Source organism: Paenibacillus sp. GCM10023252 (assembly GCF_042653305.1).
Taxonomy (GTDB): Bacteria; Bacillota; Bacilli; order Paenibacillales; family Paenibacillaceae; genus Pristimantibacillus.
Genome location: NZ_JBHSHW010000009.1, coordinates 487,548 through 509,580 on the forward strand (window position 1 = coordinate 487,548; position 22,033 = coordinate 509,580).

General features: G+C 50.1%; 11 protein-coding genes. 10 read left to right on the plus strand and 1 reads right to left on the minus strand.

The window, feature by feature from the left end; all coding sequences use genetic code 11:
• Nucleotides 1–73 precede the first annotated feature (73 nt).
• The 10 genes from ACFO9Q_RS07970 (at nt 74) to ACFO9Q_RS08015 (ending at nt 20,357) form a co-directional block, all read left to right on the plus strand.
• Complete coding sequence (locus tag ACFO9Q_RS07970) at nt 74–6,343, plus strand: DUF7594 domain-containing protein (protein WP_379180501.1); 6,270 nt, start codon at nt 74–76, stop codon at nt 6,341–6,343.
• Nucleotides 6,344–6,548: 205 nt separating this feature from the next.
• Nucleotides 6,549–8,369 carry a hypothetical protein gene (locus ACFO9Q_RS07975; RefSeq protein ID WP_379180504.1) on the plus strand — a complete coding sequence of 607 codons (1,821 nt, stop codon included), beginning with the start codon at nt 6,549–6,551 and terminating at the stop codon, nt 8,367–8,369.
• Nucleotides 8,370–8,556: 187 nt separating this feature from the next.
• The gene (locus ACFO9Q_RS07980) at nt 8,557–10,731 is read left to right on the plus strand and encodes a glycoside hydrolase family 52 protein (RefSeq protein ID WP_379180629.1); all 2,175 of its coding nucleotides are present in this window, start codon (nt 8,557–8,559) and stop codon (nt 10,729–10,731) included.
• Between the two features lie 160 nt (nt 10,732–10,891).
• Nucleotides 10,892–12,334 (plus strand): sensor histidine kinase, encoded by a 1,443-nt coding sequence (locus ACFO9Q_RS07985; protein WP_379180506.1) that lies wholly within the window; start codon nt 10,892–10,894, stop codon nt 12,332–12,334.
• A gap of 113 nt (nt 12,335–12,447) precedes the next feature.
• Nucleotides 12,448–13,365 (plus strand): ribokinase, encoded by a 918-nt coding sequence (gene rbsK, locus ACFO9Q_RS07990; protein ID WP_379180508.1) that lies wholly within the window; start codon nt 12,448–12,450, stop codon nt 13,363–13,365.
• A gap of 154 nt (nt 13,366–13,519) precedes the next feature.
• The gene (locus ACFO9Q_RS07995; protein WP_379180510.1) at nt 13,520–15,805 is read left to right on the plus strand and encodes an AraC family transcriptional regulator; all 2,286 of its coding nucleotides are present in this window, start codon (nt 13,520–13,522) and stop codon (nt 15,803–15,805) included.
• Between the two features lie 265 nt (nt 15,806–16,070).
• A complete protein-coding gene (locus tag ACFO9Q_RS08000) occupies nt 16,071–16,985 on the plus strand; it encodes an ABC transporter permease (RefSeq protein WP_379180512.1) in 915 nt (304 codons plus the stop codon).
• Between the two features lie 12 nt (nt 16,986–16,997).
• Entirely contained in the window at nt 16,998–17,885 is an 888-nt protein-coding gene (locus ACFO9Q_RS08005; protein WP_379180514.1) for a carbohydrate ABC transporter permease, read from the plus strand.
• Between the two features lie 113 nt (nt 17,886–17,998).
• Nucleotides 17,999–19,597 (plus strand): extracellular solute-binding protein, encoded by a 1,599-nt coding sequence (locus ACFO9Q_RS08010; protein WP_379180516.1) that lies wholly within the window; start codon nt 17,999–18,001, stop codon nt 19,595–19,597.
• 139 nt (nt 19,598–19,736) lie between these two features.
• On the plus strand, nt 19,737–20,357 hold the full coding sequence (locus ACFO9Q_RS08015) for a fumarylacetoacetate hydrolase family protein (RefSeq protein WP_379180518.1): 621 nt from the start codon (nt 19,737–19,739) through the stop codon (nt 20,355–20,357).
• Here ACFO9Q_RS08015 and ACFO9Q_RS08020 read toward each other — a convergent pair.
• Nucleotides 20,338–21,873, minus strand: coding sequence for a PucR family transcriptional regulator (locus ACFO9Q_RS08020; RefSeq protein WP_379180520.1), 1,536 nt, complete (start codon nt 21,871–21,873; stop codon nt 20,338–20,340). The genes ACFO9Q_RS08015 and ACFO9Q_RS08020 overlap by 20 nt on opposite strands.
• Nucleotides 21,874–22,033 lie beyond the last annotated feature (160 nt).

Below are 22,033 nucleotides of genomic sequence, written 5' to 3' on the forward strand. Positions count from 1 at the left end.
AAGATTGTTCAGATTCCCTTGTCTTACCTTACGTTTGTTAGCGCTTACATAATGTGGAATTGGAGGCTTACTAATGAAATGGTTAACCTGGAAAAGAAAGCTGTCTAAACTCGTTGCTGCATGTGTGTTGGTCTCAACTGTGGTTGGAACAATCGGACCGTTACCGCAGAGCGCTCACGCTGCAACGCTAAGACTGGAGCCGGCAGCAGACGCTTATGTTGACGGAGGAAGCGGATCTGCAACGAATCAGTCTATTAATTACAATAATCCACCGAATAACCAATTCGCCTTGAAGGAGGATTCCAATACGAGCGCCGCTTACCCCTATACAAGAAGGGTGCTGATGAGATATGACTTAACGAGCTTACCGGATTCAAGTACCATCAGCAGTGTGAAGCTGAAGGTATACGGTGTCGCAAGCACGACGACAGACGCAATTGGCGTATATGCGGTAGATGATGATACGTGGGCGGAGAACACCGTCAATTGGTTGACTAAGCCGAGCCACTCCGGCATGATTAACAGCTTCCAGTTAGGAAGTGCTGCGGGATACTATGAGGTAGATATTACGGATTATGTGAAGCAGCAGAAGGCAGGCGACGGACAAGCCTCCATTATGCTTATAAGCTCCACTGGGAACAACCGTCAGATCTACAGCCGTGAACGGGCGGCAGTTGATCAGAGACCGGTCATAATCGTAGAGAACGAACCTGTGCCTCCCGTACAGGAGTATGAGAATAACCGAACCAAGATTGTAGCTGCGGATGCGGGAGTAGACAGCGGAGCGGCTAATGTAGGCACGAACTTCGGCAGCGCCAGTATCGCGAATCTTAAGGAAGGCGGATCGGTGTATAATCGGCGGTTCTATATGAAGTTCGATGTTGCTGATGCTAAGACATTCAATAGCGCTAGATTACGCCTATATCTTCCGAGTGCAGGCGCGACGTCAGACCCGATGACGGTATACGGGGTTACAGATGATTCCTGGACGGAGACAGGCATTACCTACGGGAACCAGCCACTACCGACACCAGCTGCGGGGAATGCAATCTCTAGTACAGCTGTTGGCGGGAGAGACGGCTGGTATGAATGGGACATTACGAGCTTCACAACGAGCCAAGCTGCGGGCGACAAGACAGTATCTCTGTTGCTGCTAGGAACGAATTCTGCTTCTAATCGAACGATCCATTCGAAGGAGAGCGGGGCGAATGCACCACAGCTCGTCTTGCATTATGATTCTGCTCCGCCTCAAGTAGAGAGCGTGGACGTGAACAGTCAGAATCGCGAGATTGCCATTACCTTCAATGAAGCGATCGTGAACCATACGGCTTCCTCGGATACTCTGAAGCAAGGCATTCGTCTCGATAGAGACGGAACGGGCTGGAGCGCATTAGCTTCAGGAGATGGAGTGCAGCTCGCGGGCAATCGACTGCTGATCAGACTTGCCAATCGGTTAACGGCTGCTGCTGCGGTGCTGAAGCTGGATGGAGGCTTGCTGAAGGATAACCTGGGTAATGTTCAAGGCACGGAATGGACTTCTGAGAGATTGAACTATGACGTCACGCCTCCAGTGTTGGAGACGAATTCAGATGTAGATGCTTCCAATAAGGTGATGACAATTCGGGCGAACGAGCCTCTGCTGAATGCTCTTCCTACCTTGGATGCCCTTAAGCAAGCTGTAACCTATGCAGCAGACGGATCGGCCTACGCTCCTCTGGAGAGTGCAGATACTGTATCCATAATTGGAGGAGAGCTTGTCGTTGCAAAGTCCAACAGCCTGGCCTCAGGGAGCCGTCTGAAGGTTGCCGCCGGAGCAGTGATGGACACCGCAGGAAATGTAACGTCAGAGGAGTGGACCTCGCAGCCGGTAACAGTAGATACAACACCACCGGCGATACAGAGTGCATACACGATTAACTTCAACAAAAAAGTAGTCATCGTATTCGACGAGAATGTTGTCGTTAATGGACTATCCGATTCGCAGTTAAAGGCAGCAGTTGAGCGCTCTCAGAACGGCGGAGTGACCTATGAAGCCCTCCATGCCGAGGATCAAGTCAAAGTCAGCGGAAGTACATTGACGATTACCTTGAAGGAGCCGCTGCAAGGTGCTGCGAATACGTTCCGCGTGGCTTCTGATGCCTTGAAGGACCTGTCTGGGAATGTGGCCGCAGTCTTAGAGACATCTGCCATTGCCAGCAAGTCAGCCGTCTATCCATATGCACCGCCAAGCGAGCATTATACGAAGGAGGCATTGCTTGATTCAAGCAGTGTTGTATTCGGCAATCTATTAGCAGCTAGCGGATCGGGCTCAGAGACGATGGCGGCAGGTGCTGTTGCGACGTTAGCGATGGCTATCGCGTCGGGTGACCGAGATGCTGCCTATATAAGCCACTATGTAACTACGGTGAAGAAGATGCTCTCGAATGAAGTGAACATGCCTAATCTGATGGGTGGACTCGATTCCAGACAGCAGTCACCGCTGCTCTATGCCATTGCTCTGCTATGGAATGATAGGCCCATTATGGAGCAATTCACAGCTGCTGAGCAGTCTAAGCTGATTACACTTTTCAAGGCGGGGCTAATTAGTACGGCTTATACCTTAAGCGACTTCGATGATAAGGATAACCCACGCAGTGCACAGCGCATTGGGGTTAATGGCGATACGAACGTGTGGAACGGGGGGAACAGCAACTTCTCCGAGCCGAATATGACGATCTTCTACGCTTCTTCGTTCGTGCTTGGACTGGAGAATGTCAAGTCAATCCTGCAGCAGTATGACTTCGACACCTTCAATCAAGAGCTGGAGGCTCAAGGGCTTACGTCCATTCTGAAGTCTTACAAGTCTACCTTGACCTATGGCAGCCTGGCAGCTAAGGCTGAGATGATGGAGAATATTGTGCACAGCAGCAAGTGGTCCTTCAAGGGGGTAACGTTGGATGAGTTCCTCGCTAACCCGATGGAGATGTACTACGAGACGCAGAAGTACATGTGGTCACTCATCGCTCAAGACGGAGATTATATGGGGCAGAAGGGGATGGCTCAGGAGTTCAACACGACTGACCAAGCTGGCAGTAGACAGAGCGCAGGCTACGTCGTACTTGGAATCGACCCTTCCCTCCTGAATCGTATTCTGCTCCATTATTACGGCTTCTGGAGTTCACCAGACAATCAGGCTCGGGCGAGTGAGATTGATGGCTGGCATAAGACAGGCGTATCTGATTATTATGCTAAGGTCGTTAACGGATACTATTCACAGTCCTGGATGGGCACTCATATGGATTACTTAACAGGGTACAAGTACTTCGTGGATACCATGATAAGTGTGGGCCTGCTCAACCTTGCCATCTTCAATGATACGTTCAATTATGACGCATCGAAGCCTGTAGCAGATCAGTGGATGCTCCCTAGCGGTGACTGGTCAGCAGTTAAGAGCACTATCATTCCTTATAATACTAAGGTTCCGCTAACCTCAGCTTCAGGGGCAACGGCTGTTGATCCGGAAGAGAAGGTGCTCACAGAGAGTGGTTCTGCAGCAGCACCGTCTATCATCTATACGAAGAAGACCTTCAAGGATATCAGCTACATGGCATGGATGAAGCCGGCTGCATCTGCCGAAGCTGGACTGCTCGTAAGAGCAGTGGATGAGCGCAACTATTATCTGATGTCGTATGACGGGAGCAAGCTTGCTGTAACTAAGGTTCAGAACGGCACAGCAACCGTCCTCGCAGAGAAGGCCTATACGCTTCCTTCTGGGGCAGCTCAACGGTTCAAGGTAACGGCTACAGGGGATGAACTGAAGCTCTACGTGAACGGAAGTCTCCAGCTGACTGCGGCAGATGCTGCACATCCGCAAGGTTCAGTCGGTCTGTATAATGATGGCGGAAGCACGACGTTCGACGGCGTACTAGTTCAGAGTACAAGACCCGATGTTCCTGAGCTGAAGTCTCTCCAGGTTGGCGACAAGCAGTTGACCGTGAAGCTTGGTGAAGTGGAAGGTGCGATGCTGTACAAGGTGAAGTACGGCACCCAGCCGGGACAATATACGAATACCGTAATAACGGGAAGAACAGAGAAGGTCTTAACAGGTCTGACGAATAATACGACCTACTATGTAGCGGTATCCGCTCAGACTGCGGTAGGGGAGAGTGATAACTCGAGAGAGCTGTCCATGACTCCGGTCGTGCCTGATGTGGCTACACCTGTCATGAAGCAAGTGATTGCTAGCGGAAGCAACCTCATCGTGAACTTCACGACGAATCCCAAGAACACATCGTATATCATTCGTTATGGAAGCAAGCCTGGCAGCTACTCCAATGTTATTGAAGGGGTAACTCAGAGCGGCCATATAGTTAAGGTCAATTCATCCCAGACTCCGTATTACTTCGTCGTTGCCGGGCAGAATGCGACGGGCATCTCGGCCAATTCGAATGAAGTGGCAGGAACAGCGAACAGCGGTCTGCTGTTCCAGGATGACTTCACAGATGGAGAGCTGACAAGTGACTGGTTCAAGTCTACGGGCAGTTACAAGTTCGATGCGAATAACGGTAACTCCAGAATCGTCTCCGCTGGCAACAATCCAGATCGGATGTGGGTATCTGATGGAATGAACTGGAAGGATTACCGAATATCCGCTAGAATCTCCTTGCTGCCGGACCCTGTTCATAACTTCCATGAAGCTTATGTACTGGGCAGGGTTACGAGTCTTAACAACTATTATACGGTCGGTTACAAGGTAGATAAGGCTGCTAATAAGGGCTACGCCGTCATTAGCAAAAAGGTGAATGGATCGATTACGGTTGTGAAGCAAGAGGAAATCGGCTGGGACGGTCAAGAGGAACATCTGCTCGAGGCCGAATTCAGCGGCAGTTCCATTAAGGTATACATCGATGGCAAGCTGGGAGCGGAAGCGGCCGAAAGCACCTTGGATAGAGGAACAGCTGGAATATTAACCGCTAGTTCAACAATTGGCTATGATGATTATAAGGTAGAGTTGTTGAACGGGCTGAATCAGCCTTCCATGATTGACATCAGTCGCAGCAAGACTGAGGCAGCAGTCAAGTTCGGCGCTGTAGCGGGAGCAGAAGGTTACCGCATTAAGTACGGCAAGAAGCCGGGAGTCTATTCGAATGAGGTAGTTGTGCCAGCACCGCTCACAGATAGAGTAAAAATTACAGGGCTTGAAGCGGGTGCCACGTACTACTTCACAGTAAGTGCCTACCGCACGGGACTGGAAGGGGAGAATGGAGCAGAGATTATCTCTGCTCCTGTTGGCGGAGGAGGAGGGGCAGCAGTTCCTGGCCCCTCCCTTCCATCCGATCCCTTGCAGGTTAGAGTCCAGGCCGATGCTTGGAGGAATAGTGTGAATGGCAACGTTGTTGTCAGGCTGCCTGAAGGGCAAGGACAGGTTATGGTGTCTCTGGAAGGGATGAAGGACAGAGGGAGTCATTCACTCGTAATTCAAGCAGGTGAATCCCAAGTTACGCTGACAGCACCATCCTTAGATGCGCTCGCAGCCTCAATCAGCGAAGAGGATAGAGAAGGTGCAGAGCTTGTAGTGTCTATTCAGCAAGCTGAGAAGAAGCTTAAGAAGCAGGTCCAGGTGAATGTTAAGCAGGTGACTGCCCAATATGACATTCAAGTTAAGTTCGTCAAGGATAGCAAGTTGATTAAGGAGCTTGATTCCTTCCCAGCCCCATTGCTCCTTGTAATGAAGACTAAGACACAGGGGAATCAGAGAATTCAAGGCATCTATGAAGTTGGCGCAGACGGAAGCCTTGCCTATGTTCACACTGCGCTGTTGAGCGACGGTAGTCTGGCAGCAGAAGTGCTGCACCCAGGCAGCTATACGGTACTCGAATACAAGCGAAGCTTCAGCGATGTATCAGACAAGCATTGGGCTGCATCCGCGATTGAAGAGCTTGCTGCCAAGCATGTCCTTCAAGGGGCAGACTTAACGACCTTCGCTCCGGAACGGCAAGTGACGAGAGCAGAATTCACCGCGATATTGGTTCGTGCCCTTAGGCTATACAGTGTATCGAAGCAGTACTTCCAGGATGTACTTAAGGAAGTGTGGTATGCAGGCTCTGTTGCTGCGGCTTACCAAGCAGGCATTATTAGCGGGGTCACTGAGCATGAGTTCCGTCCGAATGACGTCATGACAAGGGAGCAGATGGCTGTCATTCTGCTTAGAGCCTATGAGCAGAAGAATAGCAAGGTAAGTGTAGCACAAGGAGTAGACTTCGCAGATGAAGCGGATATCAGCAGCTGGGCGAAGGAACAGCTTGCCAGTGCTGTTGCTCTGGGACTAATGAGCGGCCGTACCAATCAGCAATTCTATCCGTAGGATACCTGTACCCGAGCAGAGAGTGCACAAGCGATCTGGAATCTGCTTGAGAAGCTGCATTAGCCAATACAGTAGCTGGGGAGGAGCAGAGGCTGCTCCCCGGTATATGGCTGGCTGGAGAGGAGTGATGTGGAGAAGAGAGCTTCTTCTGTTATACAGATATGTAAGCGCTAACAAAAATTAGAAAAAGAGGTGTGTTATGAGAATGAACAAAAGGACTCAGCCCAAATGGTCATGGAAAAAGTCAGCAGCAACGGCCGTTCTAAGTGTATCGTTACTGCTGCCTAGCTTGGTTCCTGCTAAGGATGTCTACGCCTATGGTTCAAGCCTCCCAGCACCCAGCAGCACCGTACTGACAGAAGCGTACAGCTACGCGAGTAATTCCTTCACGAACTTCTTCGTGAATACGAACGGTGGAAGCGCTGGCGAACTTAAGCGTGCACAATCCCTATTCACACTGGCAAGAAATTATATAGCTGGAGATACGACGACCAGCTATAAGGATCGATTAGTCTACTGGGTGAAGCAGACGCTTAATAGTACGGCGCATATGCCGGATATGCACGGGGGAATTGATATGAGACAGCAGCAGTATTATCTCATCACACTAGCCCTGATCTGGCACACGCCTGACCTCAAGGCTGCCTTCACAACCGCCGAGCAGAGCCGTATGTTGCTGATGGCGAAGGCTGCCCTTGCGGCAGGGGCCTATGTGACAGCGGACTACAATGCTTCGGGAGTTCTCCGGACAGATGCTTCTCGAATCACGATGGATGGAGATCCGAATTGCTGGCCCCAAGGCAATCCGAATTGGACAGAGGCTGTTCTTGGCTCATTCCTTGCAGGGGCCTATATTGTCGGAGTGAGTAACGTGGGCTCGTTCCTGAACAGCTACGACCATGCCTCCTTCAAGACAGAGCTGTCCGCGGCAGGCTTGACTGACGTGTACGATTCATTTAACCTTACCGCGAATGCGACAGTGAACGGGTATGTCAACAACATTGATAATAATGACACAGCTGGCAAGCCATTCTTCAGGGGGAAGAAGCTTACGGACTTCTATGCGGATCCGTTCAGGTTCTACTATGACACCACTGGTAAGTTCACGTATACAGAGCTTGCAACGGAAGGCGATCAGGTCGGCGTGCTGGGCAGGGCGAAGGAGTTCGCTACAACGGATGCCTATGGGGTGAGAGATTCGCTTGGATATGTCCTGCATGGATTGAATCATAGCATCGGTAATCGATATCTGATTGACTTCATGGGCGATTGGAGTGGGACAAGCTCTAGCACACAGAGAACGGACATTGAGAATCGCATGAAGGTCGGATTCAGCGATGTGCTCGGCAAGGCGGAGAATGGCTATTGGAACATAAGCAATGGGAATTTCTATTATGATACGGCGCAGGATGAGATCTACTATTCCTTCTTCCGGAGTCTCGCAGATGATATGGGATTATTCAAGCAAGTGCTGTTCCGTGATAACTTCGAGGATGCTAATTACACAGGATGGACGGCTACAGGAGCTTGGTCTATTCTGAGTACTGAGCCGACATGGAGCGGGAGTACGACCCAGCAGGATGACGTGGTTCAGCTTCCTGCTGCATCAGGCGTGGCTACCCTTATCTCCAGCTACAGCGGCAGCAATTACATCGTATATGCTCCTGTTAAGGTATCTGCATGGGGTACGTCTGCCTATCGCAATGTGGGCATCGTCGGCAAGTATGTGAACAATAATGATTATTATGTTATGCGTTACAAGCAAGATAACGGAATGCTTCAGATCGTCAAGTATAAGGGCGGCTCGACGCAGATTCTGAAGGAAACGCCATTCACTTGGAACCTGGGTACCGTATACCAATTAAAGGGCGTCTTCGGGAGTGACGGCAAGCTGGACTTCTACGTGAATGGCGGAGCAGCCCCTAAGCTAACCGCAACGGATACGGAATATCTCACGGGCAATGCTGGCTACTATGCAAGCTTCACGAATGCGAAGTTCGACGATATGCTAGTCACTGGAAGATAAGAAATACGGGCATAACGGAGAGGACAGGCCTCTTGCGGGTCTGTCTTCTTCCTTGTATTAGCTGAGAGATGTCCAAAAGAATGCCATACAAAATCCAAATACTATCTATCATGAGACCTAACCTAGCAGTTCTATAATGTAATTATAAATATAGGAACTATCAGGAGGAAAACAGATCGTGCAACTAATGGGAGATTCACTAACCGTACTAGGTTCTCGAATAGGAATAGCTTGGGACCCCGCTAACCGCCAGACATACTTGGTTCGACATGGACAGCATCCCGGCATTCCTATTGAACTTCATGCAGGCGTTCAGATTGGAAGCAGAGTGCTCACCTTGCCGCTGAGTAAGGAAGGGGATTCCTTCGAGTTCGTCGATCAAGAGATGACCGCGACAACGATGACTCTGGGTGGGATAGATCCAGAGACTGGCATTCACATCAAGCTGACCGCGCGAATTCCCTTCCGGCCGCGAGATGACGAGTTCAGTACAGTACCGGTCGTATATCTGGAGTTGGAGGTAGATAGATTGCCCTCATCCTTCCGATGGGTAGCGCAGCACGAAGAGCGGGTAGAGGGCCGGCTGTTCCTAGGTGTGTCTGGCGCCGGAATGGACTTGCACTATGAATCGGAGCGTAATGCCATAACCGCGAGTTATACTTCAATCATTCATCGCCCGTATGAGGAAGATGATCACAGCCAGGCTATTCGTTCCCGTGAAGAGGAAGTGGCTTGCAGGGATCGCATAGCAGTCTTATCCGGGCAGTGGGAGGGAACCAGGCTCACCTCGATCTTCTCACTAGGCAAGGCGGAGGCGAGTACAAGCTTGTCTCTTGCATGGTGTGCCTATGACCGGCCGCTCTTGAATGTGCTCGGGACGAATAGTCCGTTCAAGTATACACAGACCTTCTCGGACATAGAGCAGGTCGCAGACTGGGCTGTCCAGCATGAGGAGGAAGTCAAGCTTAATTCAGACAAGGTAGATCAGATCATAGCCGGGCACAGTCTTGGAGAGCCTGTCTCCAAGCTGCTGGCGCAGACTCTGCACTCGTGGCTGATGAATACATGGTGGGTGGTCAGGGATAATGGACAGGACTGGTTCACGGTCTGGGAGGGCAACTGCTACTTCCACTCCACAGTCGATGTGGAGTACACTCAGGCACCGTTCTATCTGACCCTCTGGCCGGAGCTGCTAGAGCTTCAACTGCAGGAATGGCCTCTGTTCGGCAAGGACGGCTCCCGTGTTCTAGGGGAGAGGGGGGAAGGTACACTCTTCCTGTCCCATGATATGGGAGTTATGGGGGACAGTACGAAGCAATACTATCATCATGAGATGGAAGTGGAAGAGAGTACGAATTATATTTTGCTTGCTTATGCGCATTGGAGAAGAACGGGTAAGGACGATGCCATCATTCAACATGCGGCGTTCATTAGACAACTCATGGACTTCATCGTACGATGTGATACGACAGGCAACGGTATTCCGGACAAGGGCTGTGCGAATACGATTGATGATGCTTCTCCAGCTATTCAGTACGGCTCTGAACAAGTGTACCTGGGAGTCAAGGCGTTAGCTGCCTGTCAAGTCGGAATTGAGATTCTGAAGCATACGAACGGGACTGAGCTGGACCCATATGAGCAATTCGCAAGACAAGCACTGGCTACAATCGAGAGCACAGGCTGGTTAGAGGATCATTACGCGGTCACACTATCCCGGACGATGGACGGAACTACGGATCCTTGGACAGGAGAGCCGAAGTCAGGTGAGCTGCTAGGCTGGGATGCTTACCATATCTATACTGTGAACGGATTAACGCTGCTTGATATGGTCGGGCATGATACCGGTCTTCTTAAGGATAGACTCGTTCTAGATATGAAGACTGGAGCAGAGCAGACGCTCGGTCGGTATGGATGCCGCCATACGAGCTATATTGATACACAGGACAAGAGTGTCTTCATTCCGGGGCTGGCCAGCCACTCCCGTAAGGTTGGCTGGATCTCGATGAATATGCTTCGAGATATCGGAGCAGCCTACCGTGGGCTTGATCTGCTTCACTTGGCAGGGAATTACTGGAGCTGGCAATGTACGACGAATTCACAGCATATATCCATGTTCTTCGAGACCTTCTATGGCAACAGCTTAAGCTTCTACCCTCGAGGCGTAGCCATCTTCGGATATTTGGATGCCGCTGCAGGCTTCGTATATGATGCCGTTCATAGCAGGAAGACGTTCTCTCCAGTTCGAGGCTCCATTCAAGTGCCTATTCTTCTGTTCGCAGATTGGAAGAGAGGCACCGTGCCTCAGGTAAGTAGCAGTCTAGCAGATGGGAGAATTCAGTACCAGTACGTGGAAGTGGAATAATAGATAAGGCTTCTCTTCCGAACAGACTGCCCAATTACGGACAGTCTGTTTGTGTATACATTAGATCATCCTCATCCAACAGGAAACCATAGTCAATCGCCGCTACTTCCGATACAATGGAAGGATAGATTCACTTTGTTGCAAAGGCGGTTTGGCAGAATTGGACAATGCGTTTCATTTTATAGGTACATTCGTGGCGAACATTAGTCTGCTGTTCATGTTCATGTATGTAGCCAACTTGCTGTACAAGCATCTGCTGTACACCATGCCGGCTGCAGCGCTTGAATGGTTATTCGTGCTGCTGGCTGTTACAGCGGGTTGGTTAACCATGCATAATGGGCTTCGCTTGACCGAGACTATCATGTTCGACCTTCGTTATATGACCATTATTGTCGCTCCGATGTTCCTGCAGCGCAAGCCGCTCATCCTGCTGTTAGGCCTGAGTGTCGGCGCAGTGCGGCTTAGCTTCGGTCTCAATGAAGCTTCGTGGGTCGGATTCATGAATATGGCAGTCATGAGCTTAATCGTCATTGCTGCCGTGACGTTCTCCGAACGATATGAATGGAAGTTCTACAAGAAGATGTCTGCCGTAATCTGGTCCGTGAACATTGCGAACGTCGTGTTCCTAGCCTCGTTCGGTGTCATTCCTACCGGGGTGTATCTCTATGAGATTGCGCCAGTGACCTTCCTGCTCAGTATTGTGCTAGGCTACTTCTTCCTCTTCGTGCTCCGCGACTTCATGCTCGAAGCCGGCCGAAGGTCGAAGCTGCTCAGCCAGAACAAGAAGCTGGCGAAGCAATACCGAATATCCGAAGAGACTTCGCGGCAGTTATTCGAGACAGGCAAGGCGCTTCAAGACAATAATCAACAGCTCATGCAAGCCTCCCAATACAAGACAGAATTCCTTGCCAGTATGTCTCACGAACTGCGTACACCGCTCAACGCTGTGCTTGTACTGGCTCAACTGCTCGAAGAGAACGAGGAGGGCAATCTGACCGAGGAACAAGTGCAATATGCGAAGCTCATTGGATTATCCGGCGATACGCTGCTCAGTATGCTGAATGAGATCCTGGACATGTCCAAGATCGAAGCCGGGAAGATGGAGCTGTATTCCTCGGAGATTGCCCTTGGGGAGATGCTTGATATTATAGAGCAGACCTTCAAGCCCTTGGCCGATAGCAAAAAAATCCTCTTCGAGGTCGAGAGGGAGCTAGGACTTCCCGAGGTGATTACAACGGATGGACAGCGATTGAACCAGATTCTGCGGAATCTGTTATCCAATGCGTTCAAGTTCACGAATCAAGGAGCCGTCCATCTGGACACCTTCGTGAAGCAGGCGGCAGAGGACTCATCAGATGGCGCTGCGGCCGGCCGATGGCTGGGATTCTCGATAACCGACACCGGAATCGGCATTCCAGAGAGTAAGCAGCATATGATCTTTGATGCCTTCTCCCAAGCGGACAACACCATCTCCCAGCTGTTCGGAGGGACCGGCCTTGGATTGTCCATCTCGAAGAAGCTGGCGGAGATGCTCGGAGGGCGGATTGAGCTGGAGAGCAAGGAAGGAGCAGGAAGCACCTTCACCTTGTACGTCCCCATATGAGCCTGCTAGTGAGGAGCACCACGGTGCAGTATTGAAGTCTTCTTCCATCATCCTGTATGATGAAGAGGATAATAACGAGGCAAGGTAATTATGATGCAAAGGATGAACAGAACATGAACAATCAACAAGGCATTGCAGTAATAGGCAGCCTCAACATGGACATCGTCGTTCAGATGCCTCGCCTGCCTAAGCTCGGCGAGACCATTAGCGGAGACTCCGTTCATTACATCCCTGGAGGGAAGGGGGCCAATCAGGCGTTAGGTGCAAGCCGGCTGACCGCAGTGACGAGAATGATTGGCTGTGTTGGCACGGATCAGTTCGGTCATACGATTCAAGAGCAGCTAGGACGCAGCGGGGTTAATCTCGACGGACTGTCAGCGCTGGAAGGCTATACGACGGGAACCGCTCATATCTCTCTGACCGAGGGAGATAACTGCATCGTAGTCGTACCAGGTGCGAATGAAGCATGCACGGACGAGTATGTTCGGTCAAGACAAGGGGATATAACCAGCTCGAAGGTAGCCATTGCCCAGCTGGAGATTCCGATCCAAGCGGTCATTAGCGCCTTCCAGATCGCGAAGGAAGCTGGCGTTACGACGGTGCTTAATCCAGCTCCTGCCAGACAGCTGCCAGACGAGCTGTTCCGACTGACCGATTACATAACGCCGAATGAGTCGGAATGGGAGCTGATTAGCGGCAGACCAGCTGACTCGGAGGAGTCCCTTCAAGCTTCAATGGCTGAATGGGAAGCGCGGCATGGCACGAAGATTATCATCACGCGCGGCGAGAAGGGCTGTTCTTACCTAGAGGATGGCAAGCTCATTACAATCCCTGCTCCCCGAGTAGAGGTTGTCGACACGACAGGAGCAGGGGATGCATTCAACGCAGCGCTTGCCTATGGGCTCTCGCAAGGGCAGCCTATTCAGGATATCGTTAGATTAGCTGTAACGTCAGCATCCCTCTCCGTCCAGACCTTCGGTGCCCAAGACGGTATGCCCCAGCTGGAAGATGTACTTCGCGTTATCGCATGAATAAGCTAAGCTGCCCATTCGATTGGGCAGCTTTCTTTTTGTGCTGAGCCATTCTGTAAGGGTTTACGAATCGCCTGTCAGGCAGGTATACTTGTACAGTTGATTGTTACCCTCCCGCTAACTTCATTACACCTACCGAAGGGGCTCATTAGCTATGCCATTGCTGTGGAAGCCGCGTACGCGCTCAGATGCAACATCATTCTACGCCAGAGTATTCACCGTGCTCACGATTACGATAGTAGCTACCATTGTCATTCTATCCACCATTCTCTACCTGAACTTCGAAGATATTGCGCTTAGACAGACCTACGAGCAGACCGTCAGCAATCTGGAGCAGACCTCTCAAGACGCATCCGTCATGACGGTGACCGCGGCTTCCTTCGCGAAGCAGATCTACAACGATGTCCAGGTGACGAAGCTGCTGAATAATCTGTCGGTTGAGGCCGTTGACGCGTTCAACGTCATTAATCAGATGAATGCTTATCGAGCGACATCGCCGTTCATTGACTCCATCTATGTATACAATGCTCAACAGCGAACCTTCTACGTCAGCTCGGACTTACAGAGTGCTGTAGGTGTTCAGCGGGAAGAAGAGGTCATCGATCAGGAGCTGGTGTCGATGGTCGGGCAATTGAACAAGTACGAGGCTCTGAAGCCGATCCCGAGGCAGATGAAGGTTGACAACAAGAGCAATCCGGAAGAGAAGCTGCGAGATACCTATACCTTCTTGTTATTCGACACCCTTGCCAATCAGCCGCGGCAGAATGCCGTCATCATTAATATGTCAGAGACGCATCTGCATAAGAAGATTGACGGTCTCCTCACGCAATCCAAGGGCAATACCTTCATCATCAATGAAGAAGGAAGACTGATGTCGAGCAGCTGGAAGTATCCAATCCTCTCGTCTGTCGACAAGCTGCCTTATATACAAGAGATTCTGAGCAAGCCTAACTCCTCCGGTTATGTCAGAGGGACAATAGAGGGAAAAAAAGCCTTCTTCGCCTATACGCAGCCAGACAGTCTGGGCTGGCGCTATATTCGCATTCTTCCATACGGGGAGATTAATGCTCAGATTAATCAGATGAGGATGAAAACTATTGCAATCGCAGGTTCCATCCTGCTCGCTGGCTTGCTGCTCTCGTACATTATCTCACGCAAGCTGTTCGTCAAGGTAGATAAGAAGCTGGAACAACTGAATCAGCTCGAGGCCGAGCAGCGTGACAGCCTTCACATTCTGCGCCAAGAATATATGCGTAACGTCCTGCTCGGCTGGGAGAAGAAGTCCGATAGCCAGCTGGACGCCAAGTTCAAGAAATATAATATTGCAATCGAAGCTGGCAGCCCGGCAGCGATGGTCTATATTCGATTGGACCGCTATCAGGAGTTCGTGGAGAGGTTCAGCAGCGAGGATCGCAAGCTGTACAAGTTCGCGATCATGAATATTGCCCAGGAAGTGCTCTCGAAGGACAATCAAGCGTTCGCCGTCGATATGGGTGATGACCGAATTGCCGTCATCCTCACGGGGGAGTCCCTGCTTGGCTCAGACTTGACCTCGCTGCTGCTCCGGAGCATCAAGCAGCTGCAGTTCAATGTCTATGATTGGCTGAAGCTGTCTGTCACGGCTGTCTTCGGTGCTTCCGAGGACGGGATTAGCGGTCTTCCGGCCCTGTACAATCAGCTCATATCCGCTTCCTATCACCGCTTCTTCTACGGCTATGAGAGCATTATTGACGCCGAGAAGCTTCATGCGCATATTGATAAGCCATACAGCTATCCAGCACACAAGGAGAAGCAGCTGATTGATGAGCTCATGCTCGGGCGGACGGAGGAAGTGAAGCGATTGTTCCATGAGATGATGAGCGAGACTGCTGATTATCCATTCGTCTCCTTCCAGCTTGCCTTCTCCCAGCTGTCCTTGGCGGTGAACAATACGATTGCCACGATTAGTCAATATTCGGGCTCGGCAGGAGAGCTCCATCTGCCTCAGCTTCATACCGTGATGGACAATCATGTAGAGACTCTTGAGGAGATAACCCGTAAGTTCTATACCTTGTTCGATGAATTAGCAGCGAAGCTCGAGGAGAAGAGGAAGACGAAGCATGACGATCTCGTCGGCAGCGTCATGGATCTAGTCGATACGAAGTATACGGACCAGAATCTCTCGCTCGATACGATTGCAGAAGAGCTGGGGATGTCAGCTACTTATATCGGGAGAATCTTCAAGCAGCATACGTTGAAGACCATCCTAGGCTATATTAACGAGGTTAGGATGAATAGTGCCCGTGAGCTGCTAGTCACGACAGATCTGCCGATTGGGGAAGTTGCTGAACGAACGGGCTTCTCGAACAGCCCATACTTCTTCAAGGCCTTCAAGAAGGTGAACGGCGTTACTCCGGTTGAATATCGTAAGCATGCCAGATCGGCTGGCAGCAGGGAATAGCAAGCAGCCATAGGCTCGGACCTTGAGCAGTTACAGGGTCCGGGTTTTTTATTGTCGTTACAAGCCTAGAATCCCGCTATATCAGGCTATCTGGTGCTGCTCAGATGGCAGAAGTACAGTCAGTTCGGAAAAGGTTAGGACGAATCCTATTAGAAAAGTGAGGCATTTCGGCTATGGTTAGTTGTCCGTAATAGCCCTTCGCCCTACAATTTGAACAGGACGGGAAACAACAACACCATAGAAAAAGAAACAGGAGGGCGAGAACATGGCAGGTTTGCTTGGGGAACTGAGGCGTAACCGGCTGTTGTATCTAATGATACTGCCGACGCTAATTTTTTTCATCGTATTCAATTACATTCCTATGGTCGGCATCTACTATGCCTTCACGGATTACAGCTTCGAGGAAGGGCTGTTCGGAAGCACGTTCGTTGGATTCCAGAACTTCGAATTCCTCTATAAGTCAGGCGTCTTGTGGAACATTACCAAAAACACGGTGCTGTACAATATCGCCTTCATCTTAATCGGGAACATCCTTCAACTAGTCAGCGCGATCTTCCTGGCACAGATTCCTGGCAAGCTGTTCAAGAAGTCGGCACAATCGCTCATGTTCCTGCCTTACTTCATCTCATGGGTGCTAGTCGGTGCCTTCGTCTATAACTTGTTCAACTTCGACACTGGGGTCATCAATACGATGCTTACCCAGCTGGGCTTGCCGAACTACGACTTCTATCTGTCGGCCTCCCCTTGGAAGTACATTATTACGACCTTCTTCCTATGGAAGGGGCTTGGCTACGGGATGATTATCTACTTGGCGGCCATTATGAGCATCAGTGAGGATTATTATGAGGCAGCTCGAATCGATGGAGCGAATATATTCCAGCAGATCAGGCACATTACGCTTCCGCTGCTCGTTCCAACGTTCGTCCTGCTTATCTTGTTCAGCTTAGGCGGTATTCTGAAGGGTCAATTCGATCTGTTCTATCAGATTATTGGCACGAACAGCCTGCTGTATGAAGCGACCGATATTATTGATACGTATGTATTCCGCTCACTTGCGGTCTCCTTCGATCTAGGTATGGGCTCAGCAGCCGGGTTGTACCAGTCCTTCTTCGGCTTCATTCTCATCTTGACGGTCAACTACATCATTAAGAAGACTCGCGAAGATTATGCGTTGTTCTAGGAGGAGGATCTTGTGCAAATAAAAACAGAACGTGCCACGGTTGCATTCAACCTTATAGGCTATGTGTTCCTGTCGCTGCTCGCGCTGTTCTGTCTCATCCCGTTCTGGCTAATCGTGTCCGGCTCGATCACGGATGAGATGGAGATTATGGCCGAGGGCTTCAAGATCATCCCGGACCAGCTCTCCATGGAAGCTTACAAGGCGGTATTCGCTACGCCCGACCAGATCTACCGCGCCTATGGCGTGACGATTGCGGTGACTGTCATTGGGACGGTTATCGGGTTGTTCCTGACCTCCATGGCCGGCTATGTGCTGTCTCGCAAGGAGATGAAGTACCGCAATCAACTGTCATTCTTCATCTACTTCACGACGCTGTTCACCGGGGGCCTTATTCCATGGTATATGCTCATTGTGAATCAGCTGTCGCTTAAGGATAGCTATCTGGTGTTAGTGGTACCGCTTCTCATTAGTGCGTGGAATATCATTCTAATGAAGAACTTCATGAAGTCAATTCCGGACTCGATTGTAGAATCCGCTAAGATCGACGGGGCAGATGACTTCCGAATCTATCGTTCGCTGATTCTGCCTCTGTCTACGCCGGGTCTAGCAACGATCGGATTATTCCTCGCACTAGGGTACTGGAATGATTGGTTCCAAGCGAATATGTTCATCACAACCGCATCCAAGTATCCACTTCAATTCCTGCTGTACAAGATCCTGGCAAGCTCAGCTGTCTTGCAGACGAACGCAGCTGCTTATATATCAGCGAATGTAACCCCACCAACGGAGACGTTGAAAATGGCGGTAGCCGTCATTGCAACAGGACCAATTGTCCTCTTGTATCCATTCGTTCAACGATTCTTCGTCAAGGGACTGACGATTGGTGCTGTAAAAGGATAGCCAACAGCTCCCTGATTACATGCGGTTAGTACCGGTGAGTCCGGCTAACATATAGTCATTATGCGCTAGAGCAAGGATTGAAGGGGTAACATACTTAATTAGGAGGAGTCTATGTGAAAAGAGTAAACAACAAATGGTTCAAACTGATGACGCTAGTACTGACTGTAGCGCTCATGGGTTCCTTGCTTGCAGCATGCAGCGGGGGCAATGGCGATGGCAACAAAGGAAATGCAGGCAACAATGGAGGCAATACGGGTGCCGCGAACGAACAGACAGACAGCGGTGCACCGGATACGTCTAAGAAGGTTGAACTAGTATGGTACCTAGTAGGTGATGCGCACAAGGATCAGCAGCAGATTGTAGACGAGTGGAACAAGATGCTGGAGAAGGACCTCAATACGACCGTGAAGCTGAACTTCACAACTTGGAATGACTGGACGACGAAGTACAATCTGCTTCTTACCTCTGGCGAGAAGGTGGACATGATCTTCGCTTCCCAGTGGGCTGACTTCTATCGTCTGGCCAATCAAGGTGCGTTCCTGGACATTAAGGAGTTGCTTCCGAAGTACGCTCCTAAGACTTGGGAGACTGTTCCTAAGGAACACTGGGCTGATGTAACGCTGGATAATAAGATTCTAGCTATTCCTAGCACCTATGCAGAATACAGCCCGGATGGCTGGGTGTATCGCGAAGACTGGCGCCAAGAGCTCGGTACACCTGAGCTGACGGACCTTGCTTCCATTGAGGCTTACCTTGACGCGGTGAAGACGAAGAAGCAAGTGACACCGATTAACGGGATTGCTTACGAGAACGTATTCAAGCTCTTCCGTGCGATGAATGACTATCAGCCTTACATTAATGAATTCTCGCCTATTGCTTCCGAATCTTATGATAACCCGCGCGAGATTATTAACTACGCCTTCACACCGGAGTATGAAGCTTGGGTGAAGAAGATGAAGGAATGGCAGCAGAAGGGTTATTGGAGCACGAATACTCTATCCTCTAAGCAAGAGGCAGGGGACTTCGTCAAGACTGGACAGGGTGCGGTATACTGGCGTAATCCTTCCGCTGCTGGCGGCTTCATCAATGAGGTGAAGGGCAAGGGGCTGAAGATGGAGCTTGGTTACTTCCCGTTCACTCGCTTCCATGACTATGTCGTTCCGACGCTGTCAATCACGAATGGCATGGCTGTTCCGAAGAATGCGGCTAATCCAGAGCGCTCTCTCATGGTTCTTGACAAGCTGCGTAATGATCCGAGATACTTCAACCTGATGACCTATGGAATTGAAGGCCGTCACTGGGCGCAAGGCAAGGATGACAAGACGATAGTCGTACCGGCACCTGGTATAGATCTTAATGAAGTACCGCGTTATGACATTGCTTCATGGGGCTGGCGTTATGAGCCTAACATGAAGACAGAAGACGGTGCATGGTCGGGCCTTGAAGCGCTGAAGCAAGAATTCGAAGGTATAGCTAAGCCGAATACTCTTAGCTCAATCTCACTTAATTATGATCCTGTGAAGTCTGAGCTGGCAGCTGTTAACCAAGTTGTTGAGCAATATGGCAGACCACTTATGCTTGGACTTGTGAATGACGTAGACAAGAAGCTTCAGGAGTATCGCGACAAGCTGAAGTCTGCAGGTGTAGACAAGCTGCAAGAATACGTGAAGACAGAAGTCATCAAGCAGCTTGATGCTAAGGGTGTGAAGTAAGCAATGATAGAAGCGGTATCCCGGGCATTCAGCCTGGGAGCCGCTTATTGTCGATTCTGCTGATTGACCAATGAGGAGGATTCAGGCTAAGCTAATTCTAGCTTACAGCATATTCGTACGATGAAGGGATGGAAGGACTATGAGCTCGGAGCATAAGGACTGGTTCCAGAGTACAAGGAAAATAATTGGCGTAGGACCTAACTTCCGATCCTTCCGGGCTCAGAGAGAGCTGCCAGATGAAGGATTGCCGTTCCTGTTCCTGAAGTCTCCAGATAGCTTAACCGGGGCTGAGCATATCTACTTGCCAAGCCTACTGACGGAGTTCGTCTGCGAGGTTGAACTTGCAGTAGTGATTGGTCAAGACGTGAAGCGTATTCGGGAAGAAGAGGTGAGTTCTATTGTTGCCGGCTGCGCCTTAGTGAATGATATTACAGCAACGGCGCATCTTGACACGGGCAGATTCAAGATGTTCGACCAGACGACTCCGATTGGTCCGCTTATCCCACACATCAACCCTGCCGATGTGACCTTAGAGATGTGGGTGAATGGAGAACTTAAGCAGCAGGATCATACAAGCCAGCTGCTCTTCTCTGCCAACTGGCTAATCTCACATCTGTCTGAGATGATGACGTTAAGAGCAGGAGATATGATATTAACCGGCACACCAGCTAATCCTCAGTATGGCCGGAATGGTGATGTCATTGAGCTTATTAGTCCGCAGCTTGGCTGCCATAAGCACATTATCCATTGGAATCTGTAAGATTATCTCTTAGCTGCGCATATTCAAGCACTCTTAACGCCATCTGGAGCTGGAACTTCGTCTCAGGATCTCTCATATCAACGCCAAGCAAGCTCTGTATCTTATCCAGTCTGTATGTAACGGAGTTATAGTGGCAGAATAGCCGGGCTGCTGTCTCCTTCACATTGCCATCCTGCCGGAGGAATACGGTTAATGTCTCGATCAGCTTGGATTGGTTCTTGTGGTCATAACGCTGCAGAGGTTCTATTAGTGCTGTCAGCCGATGATGAATACCCTTCTGTTCAGCAAGCAGGTGGACAATCGGATACATGCCCAGCTTCTCATAGCGGCTGATCGGTTCGTTCGGGTAGATAATCATGCCTAGCTCCAATACTTGCAGCGAATCCTCATACCCTTCATGCACAGCCCCGAATGACTTCCTCTCACTGATTCCCATTCGAATGAGGGGCTGCTTCAGCGTCTGCCTGAGCTCGTTAAGCAGTCGATAGAACAGCTCATCCAGACGCGGCTGCTCAGCTGAGACAAGCAGAGCCAACTCCGTCCCTAACGAGATTAGGATGATGCCCTGCGTAATGAACGCAGACCTGAGGCGAGCCGTCTCCTTATAAGAGACGGTGTCAAGCTTCGAGGTAACACATACATAATATTGACTCTTCAACTCCATCCCTACCATCGCAGCGTGAAGGACTATGGTCGCTTCATCCATCTCCCCAAGTATCCATGTCTTCAGGAATCGGTCTCTCTGACTGTCTTCAATGTCATGTAGCGCTTGCTGCTTGCTCAGCTGGAGTGTTAAGAGAGCAACGGCATGCTGGACGAAGAGAGCATATTCATCCCAGTTGCTCTTAAGGCTCCAGCAGACGAGATATCCGATAACTTCCTGATTCTTCTCAATTGGATAATATACCTTGTCTCCATCGAGCTCGATAGATCCATCAGGCCAAGCAAGCGGCATGAGGGGATCTGTGGAGATACATTCCTTCGTATGAAGCAGCAGCGCGGCTTGAACGCCCATACTGCCAGCAATCGTCTCCACGATCGATCGTATATTCTCACCCATTAATATGGATCTAGTCAGCAGCTGAATGTTATCGTGCAGCACGGTCAGCCATTTTGTCTTGTGGCTGAGTATTTCTTCGAGCACCTCACTAATCGTCTGGGAGTACCCAATATTATAATTTAGGCTAAGGATAGGGAAGTGATGCTGTTCGGACATCTCTATCATTCGTAAGGGAACTTCCTTAATATAGCGTCCGGTCTTAATGGCTAATGCCGCGATACCGACTTCCGCTAGCTTAGGAATAAGCTTCTCTTGCTCTTCTTCGTTGTCCTTAATGGAATAGGCAGTCGTAAGCAGCAGGTCTCCTTGTCGCACCCAGCGATACACATCGGGCACTTCCATCACGTTCACATTCGTGATGATTCGATCGAGGCCTTGGCGACCGCTTATAACAGGTTGCTCCCCGAATAAGTAGGGTTTGCTTGTAATCAGCTTGTGAACGGTTATCGCACTCATCGCTCCACTCCCCCCTTTTTTATCACATGTAAGATATTATAACACGTAGTGGGATATCGTTCATGTATCTTTTCGTTTTATTTCACAATTGATATCCTTGGAATTAAGCTGAACGGAAGGCTTTTATTGCGTTTTTCTTATTTTCATTGTGAAGAGTTCA